17 protein-coding genes are annotated in these 25,989 nt (G+C 43.4%); 5 read left to right on the forward strand and 12 right to left on the reverse strand.

The window, feature by feature from the left end:
- Positions 1 to 16: 16 nt before the first annotated feature.
- The 5 genes from ACKTT9_RS30645 to ACKTT9_RS30665 form a co-directional block, all read right to left on the reverse strand.
- Entirely contained in the window at positions 17 to 4,906 is a 4,890-nt protein-coding gene (locus ACKTT9_RS30645) for a sugar-binding protein (protein ID WP_407868969.1), read from the reverse strand.
- Between the two features lie 353 nt (positions 4,907 to 5,259).
- Positions 5,260 to 6,801: an ABC transporter substrate-binding protein gene (locus ACKTT9_RS30650; RefSeq protein WP_407868970.1), complete on the reverse strand. Its 1,542-nt coding sequence runs from the start codon at positions 6,799 to 6,801 to the stop codon at positions 5,260 to 5,262.
- 72 nt (positions 6,802 to 6,873) lie between these two features.
- On the reverse strand, positions 6,874 to 7,815 hold the full coding sequence (locus ACKTT9_RS30655; protein ID WP_407868971.1) for a carbohydrate ABC transporter permease: 942 nt from the start codon (positions 7,813 to 7,815) through the stop codon (positions 6,874 to 6,876).
- An 11-nt stretch (positions 7,816 to 7,826) separates the two neighbouring features.
- Positions 7,827 to 8,750: an ABC transporter permease gene (locus tag ACKTT9_RS30660; RefSeq protein ID WP_407868972.1), complete on the reverse strand. Its 924-nt coding sequence runs from the start codon at positions 8,748 to 8,750 to the stop codon at positions 7,827 to 7,829.
- A gap of 150 nt (positions 8,751 to 8,900) precedes the next feature.
- The gene (locus tag ACKTT9_RS30665) at positions 8,901 to 10,337 is read right to left on the reverse strand and encodes an ABC transporter substrate-binding protein (protein WP_407868973.1); all 1,437 of its coding nucleotides are present in this window, start codon (positions 10,335 to 10,337) and stop codon (positions 8,901 to 8,903) included.
- Positions 10,338 to 10,399: 62 nt separating this feature from the next.
- Here ACKTT9_RS30665 and ACKTT9_RS30670 point away from each other — a divergent pair, with 62 nt between their 5' ends.
- Both ACKTT9_RS30670 and ACKTT9_RS30675 read left to right on the forward strand, forming a co-directional pair.
- A complete protein-coding gene (locus ACKTT9_RS30670; RefSeq protein ID WP_407868974.1) occupies positions 10,400 to 12,262 on the forward strand; it encodes a sensor histidine kinase in 1,863 nt (620 codons plus the stop codon).
- A gap of 12 nt (positions 12,263 to 12,274) precedes the next feature.
- Positions 12,275 to 13,894 (forward strand): response regulator, encoded by a 1,620-nt coding sequence (locus tag ACKTT9_RS30675; protein WP_407868975.1) that lies wholly within the window; start codon positions 12,275 to 12,277, stop codon positions 13,892 to 13,894.
- Positions 13,895 to 13,974: 80 nt separating this feature from the next.
- Here ACKTT9_RS30675 and ACKTT9_RS30680 read toward each other — a convergent pair whose 3' ends face one another.
- Positions 13,975 to 16,122, reverse strand: coding sequence for a hypothetical protein (locus tag ACKTT9_RS30680; protein WP_407868976.1), 2,148 nt, complete (start codon positions 16,120 to 16,122; stop codon positions 13,975 to 13,977).
- 106 nt (positions 16,123 to 16,228) lie between these two features.
- Here ACKTT9_RS30680 and ACKTT9_RS30685 point away from each other — a divergent pair, with 106 nt between their 5' ends.
- Entirely contained in the window at positions 16,229 to 17,098 is an 870-nt protein-coding gene (locus tag ACKTT9_RS30685; RefSeq protein ID WP_407868977.1) for an AraC family transcriptional regulator, read from the forward strand.
- Here the strand turns inward: ACKTT9_RS30685 and ACKTT9_RS30690 are convergent.
- The gene (locus tag ACKTT9_RS30690; protein ID WP_407868978.1) at positions 17,040 to 17,942 is read right to left on the reverse strand and encodes a helix-turn-helix domain-containing protein; all 903 of its coding nucleotides are present in this window, start codon (positions 17,940 to 17,942) and stop codon (positions 17,040 to 17,042) included. The genes ACKTT9_RS30685 and ACKTT9_RS30690 overlap by 59 nt on opposite strands.
- Positions 17,943 to 18,074: 132 nt before the next feature.
- Here ACKTT9_RS30690 and ACKTT9_RS30695 point away from each other — a divergent pair, with 132 nt between their 5' ends.
- On the forward strand, positions 18,075 to 18,827 hold the full coding sequence (locus tag ACKTT9_RS30695; RefSeq protein WP_407868979.1) for a phytanoyl-CoA dioxygenase family protein: 753 nt from the start codon (positions 18,075 to 18,077) through the stop codon (positions 18,825 to 18,827).
- A 15-nt stretch (positions 18,828 to 18,842) separates the two neighbouring features.
- Positions 18,843 to 19,664, forward strand: a complete 822-nt coding sequence (locus ACKTT9_RS30700) for a sugar phosphate isomerase/epimerase family protein (RefSeq protein ID WP_407868980.1) — start codon at positions 18,843 to 18,845, stop codon at positions 19,662 to 19,664.
- A gap of 123 nt (positions 19,665 to 19,787) precedes the next feature.
- On the opposite strand, the gene ACKTT9_RS30705 is transcribed toward ACKTT9_RS30700, so the two are convergent.
- The 5 genes from ACKTT9_RS30705 to ACKTT9_RS30725 all read right to left on the reverse strand — a co-directional run bounded on the left by ACKTT9_RS30705 (position 19,788) and on the right by ACKTT9_RS30725 (position 25,656).
- Positions 19,788 to 20,282 carry a helix-turn-helix transcriptional regulator gene (locus tag ACKTT9_RS30705; protein ID WP_407868981.1) on the reverse strand — a complete coding sequence of 165 codons (495 nt, stop codon included), beginning with the start codon at positions 20,280 to 20,282 and terminating at the stop codon, positions 19,788 to 19,790.
- Between the two features lie 99 nt (positions 20,283 to 20,381).
- Positions 20,382 to 22,013, reverse strand: a complete 1,632-nt coding sequence (locus tag ACKTT9_RS30710; RefSeq protein WP_407868982.1) for a cache domain-containing protein — start codon at positions 22,011 to 22,013, stop codon at positions 20,382 to 20,384.
- Between the two features lie 76 nt (positions 22,014 to 22,089).
- The gene (locus tag ACKTT9_RS30715; protein WP_407868983.1) at positions 22,090 to 23,715 is read right to left on the reverse strand and encodes an extracellular solute-binding protein; all 1,626 of its coding nucleotides are present in this window, start codon (positions 23,713 to 23,715) and stop codon (positions 22,090 to 22,092) included.
- A 66-nt stretch (positions 23,716 to 23,781) separates the two neighbouring features.
- Positions 23,782 to 24,657: a carbohydrate ABC transporter permease gene (locus ACKTT9_RS30720; RefSeq protein ID WP_407868984.1), complete on the reverse strand. Its 876-nt coding sequence runs from the start codon at positions 24,655 to 24,657 to the stop codon at positions 23,782 to 23,784.
- Between the two features lie 39 nt (positions 24,658 to 24,696).
- Positions 24,697 to 25,656, reverse strand: a complete 960-nt coding sequence (locus ACKTT9_RS30725; RefSeq protein WP_407868985.1) for an ABC transporter permease — start codon at positions 25,654 to 25,656, stop codon at positions 24,697 to 24,699.
- Positions 25,657 to 25,989: the final 333 nt, after the last annotated feature.

Raw genomic sequence — 25,989 nt, forward strand, 5'->3', positions numbered from 1 at the left:
CCCCCTATCCTTGCATCTATTGTATTTGGTTAGCTGTTACGATTAGATCAAAAATGTCAATGACATTGTCGTTATTTACATCGTATTTACTTATCAGATTCCAATCACTGAGAGATAGTTGGGATTTAGCTTTACCGTATTGTTGAGCCATCTGAACTAAATAACCTAAGTCATAGACGGTACTAGTGATTCGCCCATCTTTAAACTGATTAATTGCTAAATTCAGTTGATTAGCTGCTTGGTCAACTAGTTCTTGCGTAGCTGCGAGAGTGTTCAGCACTGAAGTAGCAGTCGTAATCTGATCTTGCAGTTGCGCTTTGGAGCCTATTGGATATTGGCCGGATTGCGTACCCTCAACCGCTTCTGACAAGGTTGACTGAGCAAGCGTTATTAACTGTTGAAGCGTACTTGTGTTAGCCACGAAAATAATAACATTTTGCGAGGATAACTGATCTTGACCAAGTTGGCTAAGTTCACTTTGCGCGTTTGAGGTTTTTGCTGCTGTCACAGCAATCGCTGTTGCTTGGCTCTGTGCAGGAGCTTTAGCCTTCCAGTTTAACTTAAACAGATCGCCAGGTGCTGTAATCGCACCGCTTGGTTGCGTAGCCACGCCATAGATTCGGACTGTCCCCGGAACAGTGATGTCTGCATGAAAGGAGGAAAATCCACTCTTCAATGACGTAGTATCGACAAATTCAATATGGGCTGAATCATAGCTAACTGTTACATCCACTCCATAGACAGCCGTAGAAATCGTATTTGTCGGAGAAGTCAATCCGACATTCGTAGAGAAAGAAGCTCCTCGATAAACAGAACCAACACCTGACATGGATATTGATAAACCTTGCAGATTACCCACAGTTTGACCATTGATTGCTACCAACGTACTGCCTGATATTTGTGTACCATCTGTCGAAGTAGCAATTACGCGCACACTACCGTTCTTCAACGCCGTTAACAAGCCTGAAGTATTAATTGTCGCTTTGTTGGTTAGCGTCACACCATCAGGCTCATACACACTCCAACGTACCGTACCCTGTGTAGCTGCAAAAGGAACAATAACCGCCTGGAATTGTGATGTTCCACCGTTGGTACTAATATCGTTTCCATAGACCGAGATGGATTGAACAAGAACCGGCGCTGCATTCGTCATAACAGCAGCTGAAGCACTAGCTCCCGAGAGATTGCCCGCAGCATCTCGCGCGCGGATGGTAAAGCTGTATGTGGTACTTGGTTGCAGATTGCTAGCAACATACGTAGTACCTGTCAAACCAGAAGCTATTTTTGTCGTACCGCTATAGACCTCATAAGTTACAGAAGAAGTTTCATCCGTTGAAGCTGTCCAGCTCAGAGTAGCAGATTGGTGCGTTTTATCCGTCACCTGGACATTTCCCGGTACTGTTGGAGGAGTGGTGTCTGCCACCTGACCCCCCAGCAGTGTCACATTCCCCCATCTAGATGTGTTGGAATAACCAGTCCCCTTAATATCGCTCCAAATCGCTGTACTTGTTCTAGCCCCTACACCGTTGTCATCGTTAACCTGAGAGTCCAAACCGATTACTTTCCCATCAGAACCTTTAATGGTCTTAAACGGAATTTTCACTTCGACGATATATCCATTTGCTGTTTTTGAAGTTGCACTTGTAAATTCCGATCCGTTCCCTTGGCTTCCTACGGTCTTTTCATTGTCATAATTGATTCTGTACTGTCTGTCATCCGCTTGATGTGAGGTTGTTTTCGCGTTATTCTCATCAAGGAATATTTCCACAGAATCTTGTTCCCATGCATTTGCATTCTTTTTGCTTAGTACGGGATCCGTTACTTCCGACAAGACATACAAATTATCCGTATCCCATAGTACTCGAACTTTGCCCGTGGCACCTGAAGTCACTGGAGCCGTTGCGTTATCGATATATTTGTTAACAGTAAGAACCGGAGCAGTATTCCATATGGGGTCCATGGAACCGTCAATCGTAGGCGTACCGTAACGTGCTACACCGTTCTCGGGCATGAACACCATGGTTTGTCTAATTGCATCGATATCAATTACATCATTTACAATCGGATTAGCACTCGTATAACTGGTTTCGTAAGCGCCAATGTCGTACTTCGCTCCCTGCGGACGAGCCGCTAGCACAATGTCAATGGAAGGTGCAAGCGTCTTGGTTCCTCGATCAATCGCCGGGGAATCCGACTTAAGACGAAGGAAGTTCGCATTTGTTGGATCAAGCGATACAAATTTGGGGTCAGCGACAACATCGTTGGTACCCATTTCTTTGGGCGTACCTCCGCCATAATAAATGTTGTTGGCATAGATGACCAATTCACTGCCATTCGCATTATTGATAGCGTAATTGATTTCTCCTTGACGTAGATCTCTTGAATACACGATATTATTAAAAATATTTACTTTGTCTGAGGAGCTAGCGAACAATTGGGCATACGTTAAGTACGGATTTTGATTATTGTTGTACAGCGTATTATTCACAATATCTACGTTAGCGGAGTTAAAAGAATGAATACCCGAGCCCCCATTGCTGTAGGAGATATTATTTTGCACCAACGTTTTTCCTTTATAAGCAGGGAACGTGCTACCGGTGTTTTTATTGTAATCAATAATAATGCCGTTTCCATCCGAATAACCCTTTGTTTGATTCCATTTGACATTCGTTTGGTTATGATGAACGATATTATTGCGAATAATACTCTTATAACCTGTCTCCTTATCGACATCCACGCCGCCTAGGACACTAATCCCGCTGCAAGCATACATCGTATACCAAGCATTGTTGTAAACTATATTATCCTCAATTGTGATGTAATCCACATTGGCTGAGCCTATTCCTCCGGCAGGTAAATCGTGAATAATGCTATTTCTCACGGTAATATGATGAAACGCCGGCAAGCCATTAGCTAAGTTGGTTCCGCTGTTAATATTGATTCCGTTAGTGTTAGCTTTCGTAAATCTAGGGTCTCCATAGTTAACCGGCAGGCCAGCTTGCGTTTGCTCATACCAATAATTGTATGCGGCCTCACCGTCTGCAAGCTTAAGATTCTGGTTGTTCCCTTTCACCTCAATACCGTCAATGATGATATAGCTGGCCTGAATGAGGATGACATCCCAAGCATTATCGGAGTATAAAACAGGATGAGCGCCAGGCGCTGCTTTGTATGTGATATACGCTGGCTGATTTGTTGCTGTGTTGAATGCTCCTGATTTCGTAATGGTCACCATTCGGTTGCCACCACTATACGTATACAGACCATCCATGATATTCACCGTATCGCCAGGTGCGGTAAGATTAGCCGCCTTTTGAATGGTCTGGAATGGGGTATTCGCAGACTTTCCATCATTGGAATCGCTTCCTGACGGACTCACATAATAGTTGATTGGCGTTCCGATTACAGGTGCCGCATCAAGCAAAGTTCCCGGCGCTGCATGAATGATTGGATCTGCACCAGCAACGTTAGATGCTGATACCTTAATGTTATCGACTAGAATCGTTGCTTTGCTATGCGTGCCTGCGTCGACATTGAGCATCATAGCAGCCAACCCATTTGTTTTAAACAAATTGGAGTTTTGGATCGGCTCATTATTAACTAGACGTGTAGTTTTGCCATCCTTTACATGGTAAAGATCATAGCTTAATGTATCTGCATGTACGACCAACTTGAGGGAGAACGCTTTATTAACTTCCCATGTCGTTCTGGCGGCAAATGCGCCATTTCCCGTCCCTGAGGAGCGAGCATAGATATTGCCATTTTTCGAGAAAAGCAAGGTGTTACTCTTTACACCCCAAGATCCATCAATCAACCTTAGGTAATAATCGGCATTTGTATCTTTAAGCATAAAATCGGCTTCCAGCGTATAGCTTTTGTAAATCGAATCTGCTGCCCAGGATTGAAAGATTGGAAAACCAATATCTCCCGGTTCATCCTGCGTCGTTGTCACATCCACCCACCTGCTGCCGCTCTCCTCTACAATTTTCATGACGGATGGTGATTTGGCATCCAGAATATTGGTTAGAATGACAGATCCGGTAGCCGTACCTGCTATTGAAGTATCTGTGTCGTTTGTTTCGAAGGTCGTTGTTCTTAATAGTGTAGTTCCTGCAGCAGGAACATAGGCATCTCGAACATCATTAGAGTATGAGAGTTTAATATTATCGTATCGGACGCTTGTGCTCGTTGCAGCAGTTGTACCAACAGCCTCGATATTATAATAAACGACGCCAGTTGTTAAAAAGTCATGTCCACTATAGGCCATTAAAGGCTCACCACTGGCAAGCATCGTTGTTACGTTAGTCGTTTTATCTGTGATAAACAGATCGTATTTATTAATATCGTTGTAGAGATCCAACTTAATGACATAGGTTTTATTCGCTTCCCAAGTGCCTCGCTTGACATAAGTACCTTGAGCGACTGTACCTGATTTTACTTGTATATCTCCACTAGGCAGAAACTTGGCAATGGGAAGATTTTGTCCCCAGTCCCCCGGTATAACCTTCAGATCAAATTCTTTGGCTTGATTGCTGAATGTTAAAGAACCTTCGAAGCTAAAACGGTTTCCAGTTGCTTGTCCGCTTGCGTTTGCTGCATAGTAAAACCGCGTTTTTCCCTGTGCATCCGCCGGCACGGTTACTTCCAGTGCCCTATTACCATCTGACTCACTTACAATTTTTTTTGTAAAAGCAGTTTCTACAGCAAACATGCTTGGTACAGGCGTAATATCTGCACCGACGGCAAACGCGCCAAAGTTAGGATCCGTGGTTTCAAAGGTATGATTCATTTTAACTGTTTCAGCCGCATCAGCCCTACCGCTAAATTGCGAAAAACTTACACTTGCGATTGAAAATAGAAGTGTGAGCGCAGTGATGCATGAGGCAATTTTTTTCATTTTCTTCATTCTTTGTTTCCTCCTCGCAAACTATTGAAACCGCTATCATTTTAACCTCCAAAATCTCAGCAAACCTGATGCTTGCAATAAATATTTTTACATGATGCACCTCCATTGGCATGAGCAAATCGATTGGAATTTAGAAATCCAATTGTAGTTATTCTTTCATTCATAATCTACCTGATTGTGTTTTTTTGGAAATGAAGGATATTTAGATTCCTATCACTATATTAAGATGGTCATAAAAAATCGACCGGATGGAGGTCCCCCTCCTATCCGTTCGATTAAATATAAGCAGCGTCACCGGATTATCGAGTATCCCATGTAGGTATTCTCAATAATCTAGTGACGCTGCCTATTCCTTACTTTTTAGTTTTTATAAACTCATCGATTTGTTTTTGCTTCTCTGCAATAACTTTGTCCATGCCGGCTTTTTTCAACTTGTCATTAAACTCTGGCAAGTACTTCTCCGGATCAACCACACCACCGCTAAGGCCGTCAATATAAGATTTGACAACGCTGGCAAGAGCAGCTTCTTCATTTTTTGTGCTTTCGCTGTTATAAGTAAAGCCAAGAATTGGGGATGACACGCCTGCTGCATTGAACGTTTTGAATTTCTCCCATTTCTGTGGATCTTCGTTTTGGAACAAGTAAGTCAAAAATTGGTTACCAACTTGCCAAGTGTTCCCTGGGAAATAGCCTGTGTCTTTTGAAGCTGCGAAGCCATCCGGTACCTTGATCACGTTATCTTTACCAGCAACCTTCACGTAGTGCTTGCCTTCAATACCAAAGTCCATCAGATTGACGATACGCGGATCACTGTGCAGCAGGTTAAGGAACATAACCGCTCTCTCAGGGTCTTTGGAAGTTCTGGAAACAGCAAGCATCGAGTTGTTGAGATCAGCAGATGCTACATAAGGTTGTGTAAATTCAACTTGTACTAATGGTTTTTTACTTGAGTTGCTCGCTTCCAAGTCACCGCCCGGTTTAAGCTGCGACCATCTTGCTGCGACAAGCCCTTCATCCGTTTGTGCTTTCAGATTTGTGTTTGTTCCTGGATCCTTTTGGAAATAGCCTTTTTGATTCCAGTTATACATCAGTTTGAACAAGTCCTTAACTTCCTGTGTTTCAAAAATATTGACAACTTTTGGCGTCGTACCTGTCTTGGAAATAACTCCTGGGCTTTGGAAGCCACCAATAAACTCATATGGCAGCAAGTTCAAGAAGTTGGAGGATGCTTGAATCGGGATCACATCCGCCGACTCGCCTGCTTTGACTTGTTGCAGGAATGGTTCAAGATCTTCCAGCTTTTTAATCGTTTTCAGGTCCAACTTATACTTTTCTACCAGGTCTTTGCGCAATAGTAATCCTTGCTGGGAGGCCATTTCTTTTTCCGTAGGGAGTGCATAATTCAATCCTTTAATCGTTGTGCCCGTCAAGAACTTCGGATTCATCGACTTCAGAATATCTTGTCCGTACTTTTCCAACAAATTATTCTTGGGATCGTTCAGTGCAATATACGCGCCTTTGGCCACATTGATACTAAGATCATTTCCGGAAGTAAACATGAGGTCAAACGGCTCACCGGAAGCGATCATTAAGTTCGTCTTTTGGGCATAATCTCCCCAGCCCAAGTGATTGATCTTAACAGTCGCATTAATTTTTTCTCTCGTAATCTTGTTGATTTCTTCCTCAACCAACGCCACATCTTTTTGTGCAGTAGGTCCTGCGAAATAAATCGAAATTTCACGTGGATCCAATTTTTTGGTAGCAGCTGCTGTTTCTGCTGATGACGAAGAGCTTGGTGAAACTGCTGGTTCTCCCGATTTTGAACAAGCGGATAAAAGCAGTGCCGGTATCGTAACAGCTAGGGCAATCGTATTCAGCTTTTTCAAGTTATTCATGTACAAACCCTCCTAAATTATCTACAAGTATATGCTTAACCAGATCGTCTGGATATAGCCAATTTATCATGACTACCCTTTAACGGAGCCGACAGTAAGTCCCTTAACCAAATATTTTTGCAAGAAAGGATACACCAGAATGATAGGACCAATACCAATGACCGCCATCGCCATTTTTGCCGTTTCAGAAGGAAGCGTTTTTTGAATCGCATTAACAGCCTGAATACTGGCAGCACCAGAGTTGATATAGTTAAGATCGCTAATGACCTTATATAACAAATATTGTAAACTCACCAATTGAGGGTTGTTTATAAAAATTAATGACGTATACCAGTCGTTCCAATACGATAACATTTGAAACAATCCGACTGTAGCAAGCACTGGCAAGGATAATGGCAAAATAATTTTTCCATAGATTCTCAACTCGCCTGCACCATCGATCTTGGCTGATTCAATGAGCGCATGAGGAATGGTATTGGTGAAAAAAATACGCATAATAATGACATTAAATGGGACGACGAGATGAGGAATGATGAGCGCGAATAGCGTATTTTTCAGACCAGCTTGTGTATAGAGCAAGTACCAAGGGACGAGTCCGCCACCGAAGAGCATCGTAAAAAAGACAATAAATGAGAACTGATTTCTGTAAGGGAAATCGGGCCGTGACACTGGGTAGGCAAACAACGATGTAACTAATAAGCTCAAGAACGTGCCGACCACAGTCACTAAAATCGAGATGCCATAGCCCGTTGTTATTTTATCCAGATCATCAACGAGGAATCTGTAAGCGTCCACGGAAAAAACCTCAGGAATGAATTGATACCCATCTCTTAAAATGTGGGTCTCGTCAGAAAGCGAAACCGAAATGACCAGAATCAAAGGCAGCACACATAGTAAACTCGCAAGTCCAAGGACAGTCAATAGGATAGAATAACTAACCGTTGACATTGCGTTAGCGTGATAACTTTTGGTTTTTCTTTTTATGACTGCACTTGATTTAATAACTTCTTCCATCTTGAATCCCCCTAGAATAACGCATTTTCTTTGCTGACCCGTCTGACAACGAGATTCGTCAACAACACCAGAACAAATCCCACTGATGCTTGATATAAGCCGGCCGCAGCCGACATGCCCACATTACCGTTCAACAGAAAATTCCGATATACGAAAGTATCGATAACTTCCGTAGCAGGCAGCAGCGAACCTGAATTCAATGGAGCCTGGTAGAACAGTCCGAAATCAGCATTAAAGATACGGCTTATTTGCAGTAGCACCATAACAATTACAACGGGAGCAAGCATAGGCAGCGTAATATGCAGCATTTGTCTGAACTTGCTGGCACCATCAATTAAGGCCGCCTCATAATATTCGGTATCAATAGATACGATGGCTGCCAGGTAAACAACCGCAAAGTAACCGACGTGCTTCCACGTGTTGACGATAGGGAGAATAAAAAACCATTTATGCGCGTCCGAATACCATGAGAGGGCTTCCATTCCGAAAAACCTCAAGACCGTTGCATTTAAAAAACCGGATTGACCAAGAATGGCATATAGGATGTAGCTTACAGCGACATACGATATAAAATACGGAAAAAGGATTGTGCTTTGAAATGTCCTCTTCAGCTTCATACCACGAATTTCATTTAAGCCAATGGATACCGCAACAGCACCAATCGTGTTTAAAACGATAAAAACGGCATTAAAACCAATCGTATTGCGTGTGGCTGTCCATGCAACGTCGGTTTGTATGAGGTATTTAAAGTTTTCCCAGCCTACCCAGGGGCTGTGCCAAATGCCATCTGAGAAATTATAGTTTTTGAATGCAAGAATAACACCGAACATAGGAATATAATTATTGAAAATTACGATGGCAAGTGCCGGAAGCATCATCAAGAATAAAACCCGGAAGCGTACGATATTTCTCATGTGTACAGTAAGCTTAAGCATGTTCACCCTTCACTCCATTCTCTTGTTTGTATAGTTTTATTTTAACTTTTTACACTGTTTTGGAAATAAAGCATCTTAGGATTTATGTTAAAATATTCAGGTCAATCACAAAAAAAAACGAAGAATGTCGTTATGACATTCTTCGTTTTTTTATTTGCCGATTGGGTGACGCTTGTCAAATGAAGGATCCATATAATTTTGCATGGATACGGAGCCCATCTGAACAGCGCTTTGAAGCATTGTGTTTAATCGCTGTGTTTCAGCTTGCAGCATGTCATTGACTGAGGATGTTCCTGAAGCCACGTCCCGATATGCCTTAAGCCGATTATTCCAGCCAAAATGGTCCTGATTAACCACGCTGGAGGTTATCGTACTGTCCAAGAGGATTGGCTGTAAAGGATAAAATGATTCCATATCTGTAGGCAGGAAGTTGGTGAACTTCGACGATGTCTTTGTATTCGGATAGTCTTCTCGGATACGCGCAGAGACGGGAATGACAACGTCCTTTTGATAGAGTTCACCGATTACACGATCCGAATGGAGATACTGCCAGAAGTGAAGGGCTGCTTCGCTATGCTGAGTTGAGCTGTTAATCCCAATGACAGGCTCCGGAACTAACATTAACGCTCCAGCGCCTGCTTTCTCTTCATCTAAAGCCGGGGGCGTAGAAACGCCCCAATCCACAGAGAGCTTGAGTTCATTTTCAAGCCGATAGACATCACTGCTTGAAACAAGCATCATGCCCACATTACCTTTGGCAAATTGGGTTAAAGCTGTATCGTACTTCATCGAACTGTCTCCGGGAAACAGACTGCCATTCTTCTTCATGGTCAGCATGGTTTCCATCCACGGCACATACCCCGTTGTGTCAAATTTGCCAGTCCGGAAATCAAATAAGGTAACACCACTATAGGTCATAGGGATTTCCATACTCTGCATAAACCCGTACCAATCTTCCCCAAGCGGCCATACAAATCCGTATTTCTGATTGCCAAGTTGCTTCTGGCTAATCCGAGCAGCCATCTCTTTCATCTCGTTAAGCGTCTTTGGCGGTTGGTTCTCATCCAGTCCTGCAAGGCGAAACAGATCTTTATTATAGGCAAGCCGAACCGTACTGAGTCCATAAGGAATAGCGTATTGTTTGCCATTGAAACTGCCATATGAGAGTGCCCATTTGGAATAATTTCGCATCATAGATTCGGGAATATCACTCGTCAAATCTTTGAACCAATTCTTATACATGTACGTAGTGATCCAGTCCGACTGAACAGCAAAGACATCCGGTCCTTCCCCTGAAGCCATGAGCATATTCAAGGTTCTCGTGTAGTTTTCACGAGGAATGGTCAGCATTTGAATTAAAACATCGTCCGAATTTGAATGGTTATACACATCGATGACTTTCCGCATTTCCGTATCCGAACCATACGAGTTAAAAGCAAAGGTAAGCTGTTTTTTGGATGGTTCTCTTAGAGGTTGTACGGCTTGCTTCTTGGGCATGTTCATGCTCCCTAACTGCTGGGTGCCAACTGCAATTAAGCCCATTAGAAGAAGAAGACCACCCGCTAGAAGCCATTTTTTTTGTTTCATTTCTAAACTCCTTCCCTTACAATGGGGATAAATCTAACGCTAGGAAGACAGGTGACTGCGTGATGTGGATACGCTCTCTTAAGCAACTTTTCCCTCATCATATCAGTATTAAAAGCAGACTGCTCATCTATTTTTTGTCACTCGTACTCATTCCGTCATCCATTATTGCAATTTCTCTGTATCATCAATCTAGCTCTACCATTTCTCAGAATATGACCGATTCCATTAACCGGAGCATGCAGATGATGGAACTGAATGTCCAGGAAACCCTGGAGCAAATTGATGATATCACGACAAAAATTTACACTAGCGACACCTTACAAGGCATCCTGTCCAGTGATCCTTCCAGCGACGAAATTGGCATTGTCAACGAGATGACGCAACTGAGTACACTTCTCGACAGCTATAGTTTTTCAAATCAAGGCCGAACAAAATTCACTTTAAATCTATTCCTTATGAATCGGCCTGTCTACAATCTTTTTCCATCCATTCCCCATGTTTACAGTGTCGAATCCGTTCAAAATCTGGGATGGTACCAAGCAATGTCGTACAAGAGCAGGTTTAAAGTGCTTGGCCTGTATCAAGGTACTAATGAGTCGGGTAATCCCCCTCAATACTCCATTCGTACCGCCAAGCAGCTTTATGAATTAGATAATTTCGCTGTCCCATATGCCGGACTTATTACGGCGGATGTCAATATTGCCGATTTTGGAAAGATGATGGATAGCTTAAAGCCTTCCGAGCATAGTGAAGTCTACATCCTGAATGCTGCAGGTGAAGTCATGATTGGTCCTCGTATGGATGAAGTCAATCAGCCATTTTCTGTACCGGAACTATTCTCACCTAGCAAGTCCGTACAGGAGCCTGAATTCCAATCACAAATTACCTCCTTTCAAGGTGAACAAACACTTGTCGCGAGCAAGTTAATTCCACAACTGGACTGGAAACTTGTAACCGTTTCACCACTTCGTGATTTAAATGGGAAACTGCTCACATTTAGAAACGTGATGATTGTTGTCATCCTTTTTAGCATGGTTATGGCTTTCATCCTTGCCTTGTTCCTATCCAACAATATTACGAATCCGATTCGAAAATTTATACGAGCAATTAATACGACAGATTCGGAATTGTTCAATGTTTCCATTGAATATAAGCGAAATGATGAGTTTTTATTTTTATTCCAACGTTTTAACAAAATGATCCGACAAATGAAAGAGCTGGTCGATCAGCTCTATGTGACCGAAGTTAAAAAGAAAAAAGCGGAGCTAGAAGCACTGCAGGCTCAAATTAATCCTCATTTTTTATACAATACATTAGATTCGATTAACTGGATGGCACTGAAAAAGAAGGTGCCTGAAATTAGTTTAATGGTCACTTCGTTATCCGATTTTTTCCGATTGTCTCTTAATAAGGGTCGATCTATGATTCAACTTCAGGACGAGGTGAACCAGGTTCAAGCTTACCTTACCATTCAACAAATTCGACTGAGTAACAAATTAACCTTTGAGATTGATGCCCCCTCGCATCTCCTGCAATTGATTACGGTTAAATTGATTCTTCAACCACTCATTGAGAATGCCATTATTCATGGCTTTGATGCCAGTAAGGGGCGTGGGCATTTAATTATTCGCGTAGCCTTAGAGGACGATATCTTGACACTGCGAGTTTCCGATAACGGCAGCGGCAATCAGGCGGACGTCCATAAAATTCAAGATTTGCTCGCGTCTTCAGGCGACGAAACCGCGTCATTCGGGATAAGAAATGTGAATACCCGCATTCAACAATGGTTTGGCCAACCGTATGGCTTACAGTATGAAGCTAACGAAGAGCAGGGATTAACGGCAATTATTCGAATGCCCGCCAGAAAAACGGCGGATGGGTTGTCGAACGATCTTTTGCTGGATCAACGAGATCATTTATCCTAAGGAGGAATATGTATGATAACGATGGTGATTGCGGATGATGAAGAACTGATTCGGGAAGGTCTAAACTCGATTATAGACTGGTCTGAATTTGGTATTGAAGTCGTAGGTCTTGCAGAAGAAGGGCGCGAAGCCTATGAACTTTGCATGAAGCTGAAACCGGATATCGTCTGTACGGACATTCGGATGCCGATCATGGATGGGCTTGAGCTTTCCCAAAAGCTGCGCGATGCCGGAAGCACAGCGAAAATTGTCATTATCAGCGGCATTCAGGACTTTCATTACGCCAAAACAGCACTAAGCATGCATGCGGAAGCCTACGTCCTAAAACCTGTTAAGCTTAATGAACTCACCGAGGTCTTTGGGCAGGTGGCTAGTAAAATTAACAGAGAACGCGACAGTGAAGCTATGAACACGAAAGTGCATAAGCAGCTGCAGGACAGCATTCCCGCTCTGCGCGAGAAGTTATTGATTCAACTGCTTTCCCGCTACTACACGAATGAGAATGACATCTATGACAAAATCGCCTACTACCAAATTCCGCTCCAACAAGAGGAGTTCTCCGCCATCGGGCTGATTAAAATCGATGATTTCGAGCTTGCCATTCAGCACTATAGCGAAGAAAATAAGCAGTTATTGTTTTTTGCCATTCATAATGTCGTAGAGGAAATCCTGACGAACACCCGCTCCGGATTTGCTTTTACAAATACAATGGATAATGAACTTATCGTCATTTTTAACGAAAAATCACTGTCAGATCAAAAGTATATGGACCTTGCCGAAGAGATCATTCGGTGTATTCGTCAATACGTTAAAGTATCCGCTTCCATTGGCATCGGCTCGTCCGTCAGTTCCGTCTTGCAGCTCAGCTATTCCTATCAAGAAGCCAAGGAAGCTCTTCAGCACACGTTTTTTACCGGGAAAGAATCAGTCGTCACGATTCATGATATTGCACACAATAAAGTGGAGACCGAGCGTCATATGCACTTGTACGAGCTAGAAAAACAGCTCATTCAACAGGTGAAACTAGGCGATGCAGATGGTGTCGCAAGATTGCTGAACAAGTTATTTGACGACATTATCCTCCCGAACAGCGCACAGGTTGAACAAGTGTATTACCGCGGAGCTGAGCTTATTTTTCAACTGGCGCGTCCCCTGCATGAAGCCGATGAATCCTACGAAGCTATTTTGGGCAAATCTACCATTGAGCTTGTTCAAATGATTCAGAATACGAAAGACATTGGCAGCCTGCGGGACTTAATGACCAACATCATTAAAGACATCGCGCTATATATGCAAAATAAACATAATAGCAAAAGTCAACGCGTCATTGTACGCATCAAACAGTATATCGACAAGCATTATATGAACAATGTCACCATTCAATTGTTGGCGGAGGAAGCCTTCTTGAGCCCCACGTATATGTGTCAAATTTTCAAGCAAGAAACAGGCGAAACAATTATTGAGTTCTTAACAAAGGTTCGTATTGAAAAAGCCAAAGAACTTCTTAAATCGCCCGATTTAAAGATTTTCGTCATTGCCGAAATGGTTGGTTTTGAAAATGCCACTTACTTTACGACGGTTTTCAAAAAGATTACAGGTGTGCTTCCCGGCAAATATCGAGAAAGCCTTTGAGCAAGAAATAGCCCGCCTCCAGGCTCTGTTCAATAGAACGGCTGAGAGCGGGCTTATAAGTCCTTAACGCGAATGGGAATTTACTCTACTTGTTGATACCGATAAAGTACAAATGAAAAAGGTGCAGAAAGCATGAAAGGATAATGACCGCGGGCATCTGGCTTCAACTGAACCTGCTTCTGTCCTTGGTTCGAAATCACGACATCCTTCTCTTCCATTCGAATAATCTCCGTTAGGCAAAGCGTTGAAGAGGGTTCAACACCCCAAAGCTGCATGGCATAATCTGATTGTTTATGCTTTTCCCGAATAATCAACAGATACCCGTTTTGCTCATCCAATATACTTTGCAGCCCCGTCCAGGAAGCCCCCGACGGCTCTTCGCCAAGCGGTAAAACATGTCCCCCAAGTATGACAGGATGATGCGGTTTAACCGCTTCAATCGCTCTGCTTAACACATCCGATTGCGATGTGGTTAACCCCGTTGTCTCCATCCAGGCCAATGAATTTGTAAAAGCGACCACCATTAAGGCGTATACCTGTCCACTATGAAATGGCGCCAAAGGATCATCTGTATATTTGTCTTGATTCCGCTCTACATTTAAAAACTCCATTTGCAATCTGTCAGCGGGGAGATACGGAAGCAACGTCCACAAGTTCCGTAGTGTCCAATGGGGATAATAATTACCCCAATCCGTATAGCGATTTTCCAGAAAAATAATTCCATATTGTGTCTGTCCCATGTACCCTAACCGTGTCTGAGCCGTCGCATCGATATTGAAGACCACTTGACCTCCTGTAGCTTTGACCACTTGACGCATCATCATGAGAAGTCTCGTTTCTCCAAGCTTGGAGTGAATGTCTATGCCGTCAAGTTTAAAGGCCACGATGTGATGCTCCTTATGCAGTTCAAGCAACGTGTTAACATCCTTTTCCCAATTCACATAATCATCAGAGGAATCCGGCGAAAACCATAGGCCAAGCTGGATGCGCTTTGCGGCCGCTGCCTCCACAATAGGAGACAAGCCATTAGGAAAGCGTTCCGGATGAACATGCCAGAACTGTCCGTCCCCACTGTAATAATGGCTCCAAAGTCCGCCTCCAGGCGAGGCATTGACGGAATTGCAAGTAACTCCTTTTTGCCAGCCATCATCAATTTGCAGCAGCGTCAGACCTAAGTTGGAAGCTGCTTGTAGTTCAACCAGCAAGAAGCCTTCATGTAAAGCACCATCTTTGGAACGGTCCCCCCATGTATTACTCATCAGAAAGCTATCTCTTTCAGGTTTATAATAGCGAAGATTTCTATGGTAGTCATGCATCAGACGATGCTCACTAAAAGTATCTCCATCAAAAACGCCAACCATTGTTCCATATGAGGTTACGGTCTCCCCTGTAGTGAGATCCGCTTGCTTGATGCCTGAACCTTGAACGGAAAGGCGTTTCCCATGAAAATAAAAGTCGGTACACCCCGGCTGTAAATCTCCAAGCGGTGTCGGCCCCTCCTTCACAATCATAAGCCCGCCGGCGCCAAGCGTCGATTGGAGTGTAAGCAAGTTGCCGCGCAAACTCAACTGCTCATTGACGTACAATAAGCCACTTTCTTTGCTTATCAGATTATTATGTGTATCTGTCTGATCACGAAAGCCAACACACGCCCACCGGCAATGTAAATGCTGGATTGGGAGCAAGTCACAGTAGTCTCCTCCTACTCTCCCGCGTTCCTTATTATTGTCATCCAATTGCAGCTCGTCTTCTTTACTAGAGAGTCCCTGGCGGTCTGGTTGAATCCAAGCTAAAAAGGACGTACTAGCTTCAATTTCGGTCGCAGATTCCGCATTTCCTGCCAAGACCGAATACTCATGACGAATAAAAGAGGATCCCGGATACACTTTAAGCGTTAAACGGACACTTAAACGCTCACCAATGTGGTCATAGGCCAAGTCCACATCCGTCCTTAAGTACGGCTTGGAAATGCCGTAGTCATCCTCAACGCAAGCGGTAACAGAAGCGTTTGTCAGCTTTGCCGATGGTGACAGCCAAGGAAACTGAAACATCGTAGTTTCATTCGTCTGGGACAACCATTCCACTTGATTCTTTTTATCATAGATCGACTTGCTGATCGGCCCTCTTTCTTCGAAAGCCCAACTGCGTTCAATCGCAGCGTTACCAACTTTTAATTTTGAACCCTCAATCTGGATGTAGCAATCCTGTATCCACTTCGATTTCAACATAGAGAAACACACTCCAATGTGGTAATATATTATCCAACAAAATGAGTATATCTCCTTTAAAATGAATGAAAAATAGGAACATTTTGAATCGGAGTGGTAAAATATTGTGAAAAAAACTTTCGGATTCCGTTATACCAACGAAGATCATCACTTATTTAAACTTGTGTCCATCGGCCATGAAATCACGCGTGATCCCAACTATCACTGGAATGGCATGAAACGCGATGGATCAGGCTTTATTTTTCAATTTACACTTAAAGGAACAGGCATGCTGCGCATTGGCGAGGAACACATGGAGATCTGTAAACATCAAGCATTCTTCGTTCAAATCCCGAGTGATCACACCTACTGGTATTCTCCTGAAACCACGGATCCATGGGAATTCATTTGGATTCGATTCGAGGGCATTCGAGGAGAAGGGCTGCGAAAAGAGCTTTTCGGTGGACACAACAACGTTATCCACTTGCTTCCCGAAGCCGCACCAATTACATTGCTATGGAAACTATATGAGGATGTGAACCAAAAGCAGGTAGGTGACCGCTTTGATCTATCCCTGCGCATTTATGAATGGCTGCTGGCTCTTCAACGATTTCTTCAAAGCAAAGAAGCCGTCTCTCCGCATGAGATACCGGCTTCTTACCGCAAAGTTGCAAGTCATATTGATTCTCATTATGCCTCCGATATCTCCTTGGATGATCTAGCGGAAGTTGCGGGAATTAACAAGTACTACTTATGTAAAATGTTCCCCCTTTATTATCATGTCAGCACCATGGATTATCTCCGTAATCGAAGAATCGAAAAAGCCGCCGAGTTGCTGCAAAATCCTCATCTCTCCATTAAGGAAATCGCATCTCGTTGTGGCTATCACGATGTTAGTTATTTCGGCAAGGTGTTTCATAAAATGATGGACATGTCGCCTAGTTCATATCGGGAAAATGCGAGTAAGCATGAGGATTATTTGAGGCTGCTGGAATGACATCGCGTTTATTGGCTTTCCTGTAGCGCGCAGGCGAAAGATAAAACTTCTTTTTAAACAGATGATAGAAATGACTTAGGTTCTCGAAACCTGACTCCATCGCAACCTCAATAATCTCCATATCCGTTGACACCAGCAGGTTAGCCCCATGACGCAAACGAAAAAGATTGATCCAATCTGTCGGCGTGCAGCCAAAATGTTTTTTAATGCTTCTGCTGATATGCTCCGCGCTCATTTCACTAAGCTGATACATCGCTGCCAAGCCTACTGTAAAATGCTCCTTTTTACTCATTTGATTTTTCAAATGTACTAACCACGCAGGGACATTCTCATCTTTCCCAGCATCCAAATGAGGGACAAATTTTTGCAGCACCTCTGTAATCATCATTTTAAATAAGATGTTGGCCTCATTACATCGTTCATTCGTAAAAGAAGACCATGCAAGCTGCTGAAAACGGTCCAGCCATTGACGAGTCTCGGAAAGAGTAAGGGTTACGCTGGGAGGTAATGGCGCGTCTAACAACTGCTCGATCGGTTGGCCACTCCCTAAATAAACTTGTAAAGCTGCCATAGTCTGTGCTGGGAACGCAACATTCATAATCTGACAGTCGCCTTGTCCAATTCGTTCATAAGCATGATAATCATTTGGCCGAATGAACACTAGCGTGTTGCTCGGGAGTATGATTTTTTGATTATTTACTAGATGGTAAACTTCGCCTCCATAGGTTAAAAAAACTTCATAGAAGTCATGGTCATGCAGTCCTGTCGTATCTTTAATCGAACGATAAGCCATGTAATGAAACTCATGCTTATCCTGGAATACATTTTTGGCGTAAACACGCACCCTACATCTCCCCTTTCCCATGAATATCAACACAGCACAAAAATGATCATTCCCAAACAAGATGATGACCTTATTTTATCATATTATGAAGAAGAAAAAATCAACTCAATACATTTATGGAGGATGAAGCACATGGGACAATTAAAGCTAAATGAACAAGAAATACAGTTTTATAAGGAACAAGGTTATTCGATTTACAAAAAGCCATTATTTAGCGCTGAGAAGCAAGCTGAGTTGACTGCGATTTTCGAAGAACAGTTGGCGCTGAAGGGCAGCAAGCTATCCGATGAATTAGACACTCCGCACTTCCGTGACGAAAGATTGCTTGAATTTTTGTTAAGTGATGATGTCTTGGATCTCGTTGAGCCCATCATAGGACCGAATATCGGCCTATGGTCGTCTCACTTTATTTGTAAGGATCCGCTCGTTGGACGTGCTACGCCGTGGCATGAAGATTCTGCCTACTGGAATGGACGCCTGGATCGGTTCGATAGCATTGTGACGGTGTGGTTGGCCATTGATCGCAGCTGGAAAGAAAACGGCTGTATGCGCGTCATTCCAGGAACACATGAGAACGGGTTCTCCGAATATGAGAATGTCGATGGCGCCTCCAATACATTTGGCACACAAATTAAAAATGTTGATGAATCAAAAGCTGTTTATTTTGAGCTCCAGCCTGGAGAATGCTCTCTCCACGATTCTCGTATCATGCATGGCGCTGCAGCCAACACAAGCGAATATCGCCGCTGCGGATACACAATGCGCTATTTCTCCACGGAAGCGAAGGTGCTCCCAGAAAAAAATCCAGGTCACAAAATTTGGCTGGCGCGTGGAAAAGATATTGCAGGAAATCCATTTGTCAATGTATCAACACCTAGTCACTAATTGGAGGCAATTCGGATGAATGTGCTTGGTTTCCGGTCATTCTGGGATTTACTCCCCATTGCATGGCAGATGAATAGAGAGACAGAAGCAATCATGGAAAAAATCGCAGAAGCCGGCTTTGACGGCATTGAATTTATTCCACCTCAAAATCCCAAAGATGATGCTGTGTTCGCTAAAAAGCTGGAAAACTTGGGCCTGCAATTTATTGGCCAAATCAGCACGCAAGCACCCGATCATGCAGGCTCCTTTCGAGAAAAAATAGCTCGGCTTCGTGACCTGAATCCCGTTATGATTGTCTCTCACAGCGCCAAGGATTCCATGGCTTTTGACCAGCAATGTGCTTTTTTCGAGGAAGCACTTGCCGTAGAGCAAGCTATTCAGATCCCTGTAGCCCATGAAACTCATCGAGGAAGAGCCATGTTCGTGCCTTGGACAACAGCTGCCTTGCTGCGGAAATTCCCTGAATTACACATTAACGCGGATTTCAGTCATTGGATGGTCGTTTGTGAAGGCATGCCGCTTGAACCGGATGAAGATATGCAGCTGGCTATCTCCCGCGCCATTCATATTCACGGGAGAGTCGGCTACCCGGAGGGGCCACAGGTACCAGATCCAAGGGATCCCTACTATGAACCCTATGTGAAACAACATTTGCAGTGGTGGACCATGATTGCACAGGAACGCCGTGATGCAGGTCATACCCAGTTCACGTTTACACCTGAATTTGGTCCCTCTCCCTATCTCCAAACACAACCTTATACGAACATGCCGGTCGCAGATACCTGGGACATTAATGCCTGGATGTTCCGTACGTTCAAAGAGAGCTTAATGAAATAACTCAATGTAGTAAGTAAATTAAGCAGGGATCGCTGATGAATTCAAGTCAGCAAAGTGCTCGAGAATATAGAAACGGCGGCACCAGGAATAAAATCCTGAGTGCCGCCTCCAAGGATCATATCGTTACCTGAACATCAATTGATATTTTTTGGGTGTATCTCCATATTTCTCTTTAAAAATACGAATGAAATGATTCGTGGAATTATACCCCAGCTTATTAGCAATTTCATTCACAGTCAGTTGATTTTCTTTGAGCAGCTTCTCTGCTTCCGCAAGTCGACAATCCGTCAGATACTCCATGAAATTGATGCCCGTGCTTTTTTTAAACAATTTGCCTAAGTAGTTGGCCTTAATGTTCAATTCCTCAGCAACAACTTCCAAGCTGATGTCGTCGTATAAATGTTTATGAATATAATTTTTAATCTTGAACTCAACGTTGTGATCGTAGCTCATCTTTCTCTCTTCGATGGCAGCGATCGCCTTTTCCATCAATCCCGTCATCCAAGCGGAGAGTAGTTCGATGTTCTCGAAATCTTTATACTTTTCCCGAATGTCATATCCGAATAATTGCATGGAATTTAGTCCCATGGCTTCCATCGATTTTCGCAGCGTAATCATAACCTCACCGTACAAATTGTGAGCGTATTCAACGGTGCAGGGGATCTCAATCAAGTCATTCTTCAGCGTCTCGGATAGCTGAGACGCCTTCTCCGTATCTCAGAGGCGGATGCAACCCTCGATCTCGCCTAACACCCTCTCCGAACTTCCGGATCTTCGTCTAGCAGCGACATCGAGTTGCGCATAACTCAATTTGCTCACCTTCGGTAACAAGTACGCGTATTTCAACGCTACGAGCGCTTCCTGGTAAGAAACAGAAATGGGCGTTTCCCCGATCGTATATGTTTTTCCGTAGGCAAGCACATAGTGGTCGTCATAAATAGTCACAGTATGATCAATAATTCGCTCGAGAATGCCAGACAAGCTAGCGTGATCATCCCAAAAGAGAATGCCCTGAATTTGTTTACTGTAATCCTTGATCGCCCATATTTGAAAGTCGGGATCCGTATTTTCTTCCAGTAAAGCAATTAAATGAAACGACGCTGCGTACTCATTTTCAAATTGCTCCAACTTCGGCGTTTGAATAACAAACGAACAAAATTGCTTCCAGGGCATATCTGCTTTAACTAAGTCATTGGTCAGCAAATAGGCTTGGGTAAACGTTTCGTCATGCAACAAACTCATAATATAATTATGCCGAATGACCGGCTTATTGATTTCTGCCTTAAGGTGCAAGTCTACAAGCTTAGTCGAGTAGTCACCAATCACATGGCGAATCGGTTTATGCGCACGCTTTGTTAGGATGTAGGAGATTAGAACGCTAACGGATAAAATCAGCAGCACGACAGAGATCAGCCAATTTTTGAGATCAATTGATCTTTTGTAAAATAAATCTCTATTCACCAATGAAACGTAGTGCCAGTCGTTATACTGTGACTTCGTATAGGAAACCATGGTCGAATTGCCCGCAATATCCGTATTAAGCATACCTTCAGTCCGATCCCCGAGCACTTGAGCGATCCAAGGCTTGCGTTCATCTTGCAGCTCAGCCACTTGATCCTTAATCTGATTATGCGCGATGATATTCCCTTGTTCGTCTACAATTAGGATGAGGCCATCCTCGGGCTTTTTTAGCGCCTGCAGTGATTTTTTTAATGTATTTTGTTCCATATTGAACGCAATGATCGCTTTCCGCTTCTCGGGAGGGGCAAAGTATGGAATGCTTCTTACATAAGTAATAATAGGCCCTGTATCTGAATCGTCAACCTGTCTGGGTGGAATCCAGCGCACTTGCGACTCTGTTGTTTGAAACTCATCCAGCCAATCCCGTCTGGCGCCAATGTTACAAGTCATTTCATTCATAAAGCAAAAACGTGAATTGTAGAAAAGGACGTTGTCATTTTTGTAATAAACATCAATTGAACTAACGTTCTGCAAGTTATTCCGCAAGGTATCCAATTGGTTGGCAATGCGCAGGATTGCTATCGTATCATAGCGAATGGAATCCGTCATTGGTTTGGTGAAAGTATCATCAACCGTCGAATCCAGAAAGTATGTCTGAAGCGCTTTCATCCTGTCTTTCAGAAATTCATTATCAATTGAGTTCTGGAATTGAAGAGCGGTCTTGAGATTTAAATTCTCCAATTGTTCATTCAGCGCTTTACTAAAATAATGATAATAGACGGCAACAGGAATGAAAGTAATGAGAACGACCAACATGAGATTAAACAAAAATAATCGTTGGAAAAAATGTTGCTGACCATTTGTTTTGTTTATTTTAGTGCGCTTCATGTTAACCTCTCCCTTCAGACTTCAAACGTAGAATAGAAGCAGGCCCCCGTGAGCCGCTTCTACCCTCGTCAGTTATTTATTTGCCAATCATGTTATTGTAGGTGGCATTCACATCTTTTTCAATTTCATCCCCGCCGTTAGCTTTAAATTTTTTAACGAATTCGTCAAAGACATCTGGGCTGGCTTCACCCGTAATAATTTTGAGGTAGTACTCATCTGTCAGTTTGGTTAAATTCACCGCATTTTTAGTGAAGGAGTCAACTGTCGGCGCAAGGAATGGAACGTAGCCTGTCGTTTTTACAGTATCGGCAAACTGGAATAAGAACTTGCTTATCTTTTTGTTGAAATCAGGAACTTCGACCGCGTGGAAAACGCTAATTCCTTTTTTTGTATTTTCTGCCGTTGTAGCCGTTGGTGTCAAGCTGATATAGTTTCCATTCTCTTCTTTCCACTGTTCGCCCTCCATACCGCTGAATGTTGTTTTGTAGTAATTGTAATCTGTATTTGTCGTTTCGATCATTTTCAAAATGGTTTCCATTTTGCGCGAATCCTTGGCGCCCTTCGTTGTAATACCCACAGGCGTCGAATTCACGCCCCATTGCATTGTCCCTGACTTGCCGTTCGGGCCTACAGGCGGCTTGCCGAACACAATTTCCGCGTTAGACTGCGATTTCTTTAAGTTCTGGAAGGAGCCGCCTCCTACATCGGCAGGGTTAGCAGGGTCCATTTTATCACGCCAGTGGTAGAACATCCCTTTACCTGTAAGACCGATGCGATTATTCGTCATCGCATTGGAATCGGCCCAATAGCCGCCTGTGTTTTCGGAAGTGATGAACTCAGGGTCGATTAACCCTTCCTTATACCATTTGGCCAGCAGCTTAAGCGCATCCTTCATTTCCGGTTGAATGGCGGCGAAGGTAATTCTACCATCCTTTTGAGTGTAATCGAGGTTGACGATGCCTTTGCCGGCATTCTTGAAATCGGATATTCCGGGATAGCCGAACGCGCCCAGAATGGCTGGCAAGGCATAATCCGACAGGCCGTACGTATCCTTTTTACCGTTCTTATCCGGATCGTTATTGCGGAATTTCAACAGTGCATCTTCAAACTCCTGAAGCGTCTCCGGCGTTTTTGTAATGCCTACATTTTCCAGCCAGTCTTGGCGCCAGATTAGCGCTGTCGGGTACTCCCCGTTCGTGTTGATGTTCGGCAGCGCGTAGATTTTACCATCGCTTTTTACCGCATTCCATAGATTGTATTTATCAATCGTTTTTGCGTAGTTTGGCGCAAATTTACGAATCATGTCTTCCGGGATCGGAGCAAGCACGCCGTTGGCTACGTATTTGGAAACCATGTTGTAGTCAGGCTTGATGAGCATAACATCCGGCATTTCTCCAGCCGCCAGCTTAATGTTCATCGTATCTACCCACTTATTCGGATCTATGTACCATACATTAAATTTGGCATTAAACCGTTCTTCGACCATCTTCTGAATTCTATTATCTGCATCTGGCTGGCCAAATGCGTTGTACGCCAACCAATCAATGGTGACCGGACCTTGTGCTGCGGCGTTGGGGCCCGAAGAGGCCGTCGCTCCGGCTGAACCTGTTTCTCCACTTTTCATGCAAGCTGCGAGCATACTGACTAGGACTGTGCTGGACAGGATAACGCTTAATACTTTGAAGAATGTTTTTTTCTGCATGTGAGAACCCTCCTAATTATTTATCTTGGAATATGTTAACCCGCTAATGGGGAATAACAACGAGCACTATCCTTTGACAGAGCCAATTAACGTGCCTTTGACGAAGTACTTTTGCAAAAACGGATAGACACAAATAATGGGAAGAATGGACACGATCAGCGTTGCCAGCTTCATGGACTGTGTATTCACAGCAACCATTCCCGTTTCCGTACCGGCGGATGCCAGATCTCCGTCGAGCACAATTTTGCGCAAAATCATCTGCAGTACTTGCTTCTTCTCCGACTGGATGTACAGCATGCTATCAAACCAGGCGTTCCAGTGATAGACCCCTGTGTACAGAGCGACCGTTGCCAAGACCGGCATAGAAAGCGGTAAAATAATTTTGATTAAAATCGTAATGTCGTTCGCTCCATCCATCTTCGCGGACTCTTCAAGTGCCTCTGGTATTTCATGCACGAAATTTCTGACAACAAGCAGTAGGAACGTGCTGATCGCACCAGGCAGAATCAACGACCAGATACTGTTCATCAGTCCGAGAACTTTCACCAGCATGTAGAGCGGGATTAAGCCGCCGGAGAAAAACATCGTGATCACAATGAAGCCAGTCCAGAAGGTGCGGTTCGGTAATGTTTTTTTGGACAAAGGGTACGCTCCTAGGAAGGTTAGGGAAACAGTCAGTACAATCGCTAGTGCGGTTCGTACAATTGTGTTACCGTACGACGTCCAAATTAACTCGTTATGGAACACCTGTCGATAACCCGCCAAATCGAAAGCAGTCGGGATAAAGTGGAAGCCGTAGCTGTTGACTACTTCAATTGGGCTCATCGACAGTGTCAGCACTTGCAGAAAAGGCAGCAAGGTGGCAATTGAGAAGAGAGCTAATATCAGATAGACCATATAGGAGAATACGATGTCGGGTTTGCTTTGTCGGCGGGTGTTCATATACGTGTTCCACTCCGTTCTTCAACTATTGTTCTTGATTTAGAAAATCGTTTCGTCACTAAAACGCTTGGCCAGGAAATTGGCGGTTAACACGACGATTAGTGCAATTACGTTCTTAAATAGCCCTACGGCTGCTGCGTAGCTGTAATTCATTTTTTGAATTCCTTCGCTATAGGTGTAAGTCCCGATAACCTCTCCGACGCTGCTCACTTTCGAGTTCAACATATTGTACACTTGATCAAAATCGTCGTTAATGATTTGACCGGATGTCAGAATGAGAAGAATAACAATAACCGGCGTAAGAGAAGGTAATGTTATGTACCATATTTTTTTAATTCTACTAACACCGTCCACATCTGCGGCATCGTACATTTCCTGATTGATCCCGGCGATCGCTGCCAAATAGATAATTGCATTGAAGCCTACTGTCTTCCAAATTTCCGTACTGACCAAAATCGATCGAAACCAGTCGGCGCTTGCCATAAAGAAGATCGGTTTCATTCCTAGCATGCTAAGAATAATGTTGATCGGCCCACGGCTTGGCGATAGAAATTCGATAATGATTCCAGACAACACAATCCAGGAGAGGAAGTAGGGCAAGTACGTAATCGTTTGCACTGTTTTCTTAAATATAGGAAGACGGACTTCATTAATCAAAATCGCCAGCAAAATCGGCGCTGGGAAGCCAAACAGCAACTTGTAAAAGTTAATAATTAGTGTGTTCTTCAGCACGGGCAGAAAGTAGAGCCCTGTAAACAACTCCTTGAAATTGTCAAGTCCGACCCAGGGACTTCCGGAAATTCCTTTCGCAATTTTGTAATCCTTGAAAGCGATAATAACGCCATAAATTGGCGCGTAATGAAAAACGACATAGTAAGCGAAGACGGGGCACAGCATGATAAAGAAATACTTGTGATCGAGATACTTTTTAATGAGTAACCTTCTTTTCAGATGCTCCGGGCTGTGCGTTTTTTTCGCTTCAATCGTTGTGGTAGTCATTCTGTCTCGTCCCTTCTTGCAAGATGTTCATCTCTTGTGTTGCCCTCAATATAGAGGATGTAAGCCTTTTCATCAATGCGCCATTTCTGAAAAAGTCACGATTTTATTCACTTTTTATTTATACAAAAGAAAAATGGCGGATTTCCGCCAAATGAACAATAATCGGCATTTTTTACTTGGCAATGCAAAAAACCATACAAACTGCTTGCATCAGTGTACATGGTTATAAGGCAATTTGCTTAGGCAATCAAAAAGACACTTTGCATATACTCAGCACTCCCATGGCAGTAGCCGCCAGTAAGCAATGGTTCGCAGTGGAAGCTTGCGTTTGAA

It is taken from the genome of Paenibacillus sp. P36, from assembly GCF_045866505.1.
Taxonomy (GTDB): domain Bacteria; phylum Bacillota; class Bacilli; order Paenibacillales; family NBRC-103111; genus Paenibacillus_E; species Paenibacillus_E chondroitinus.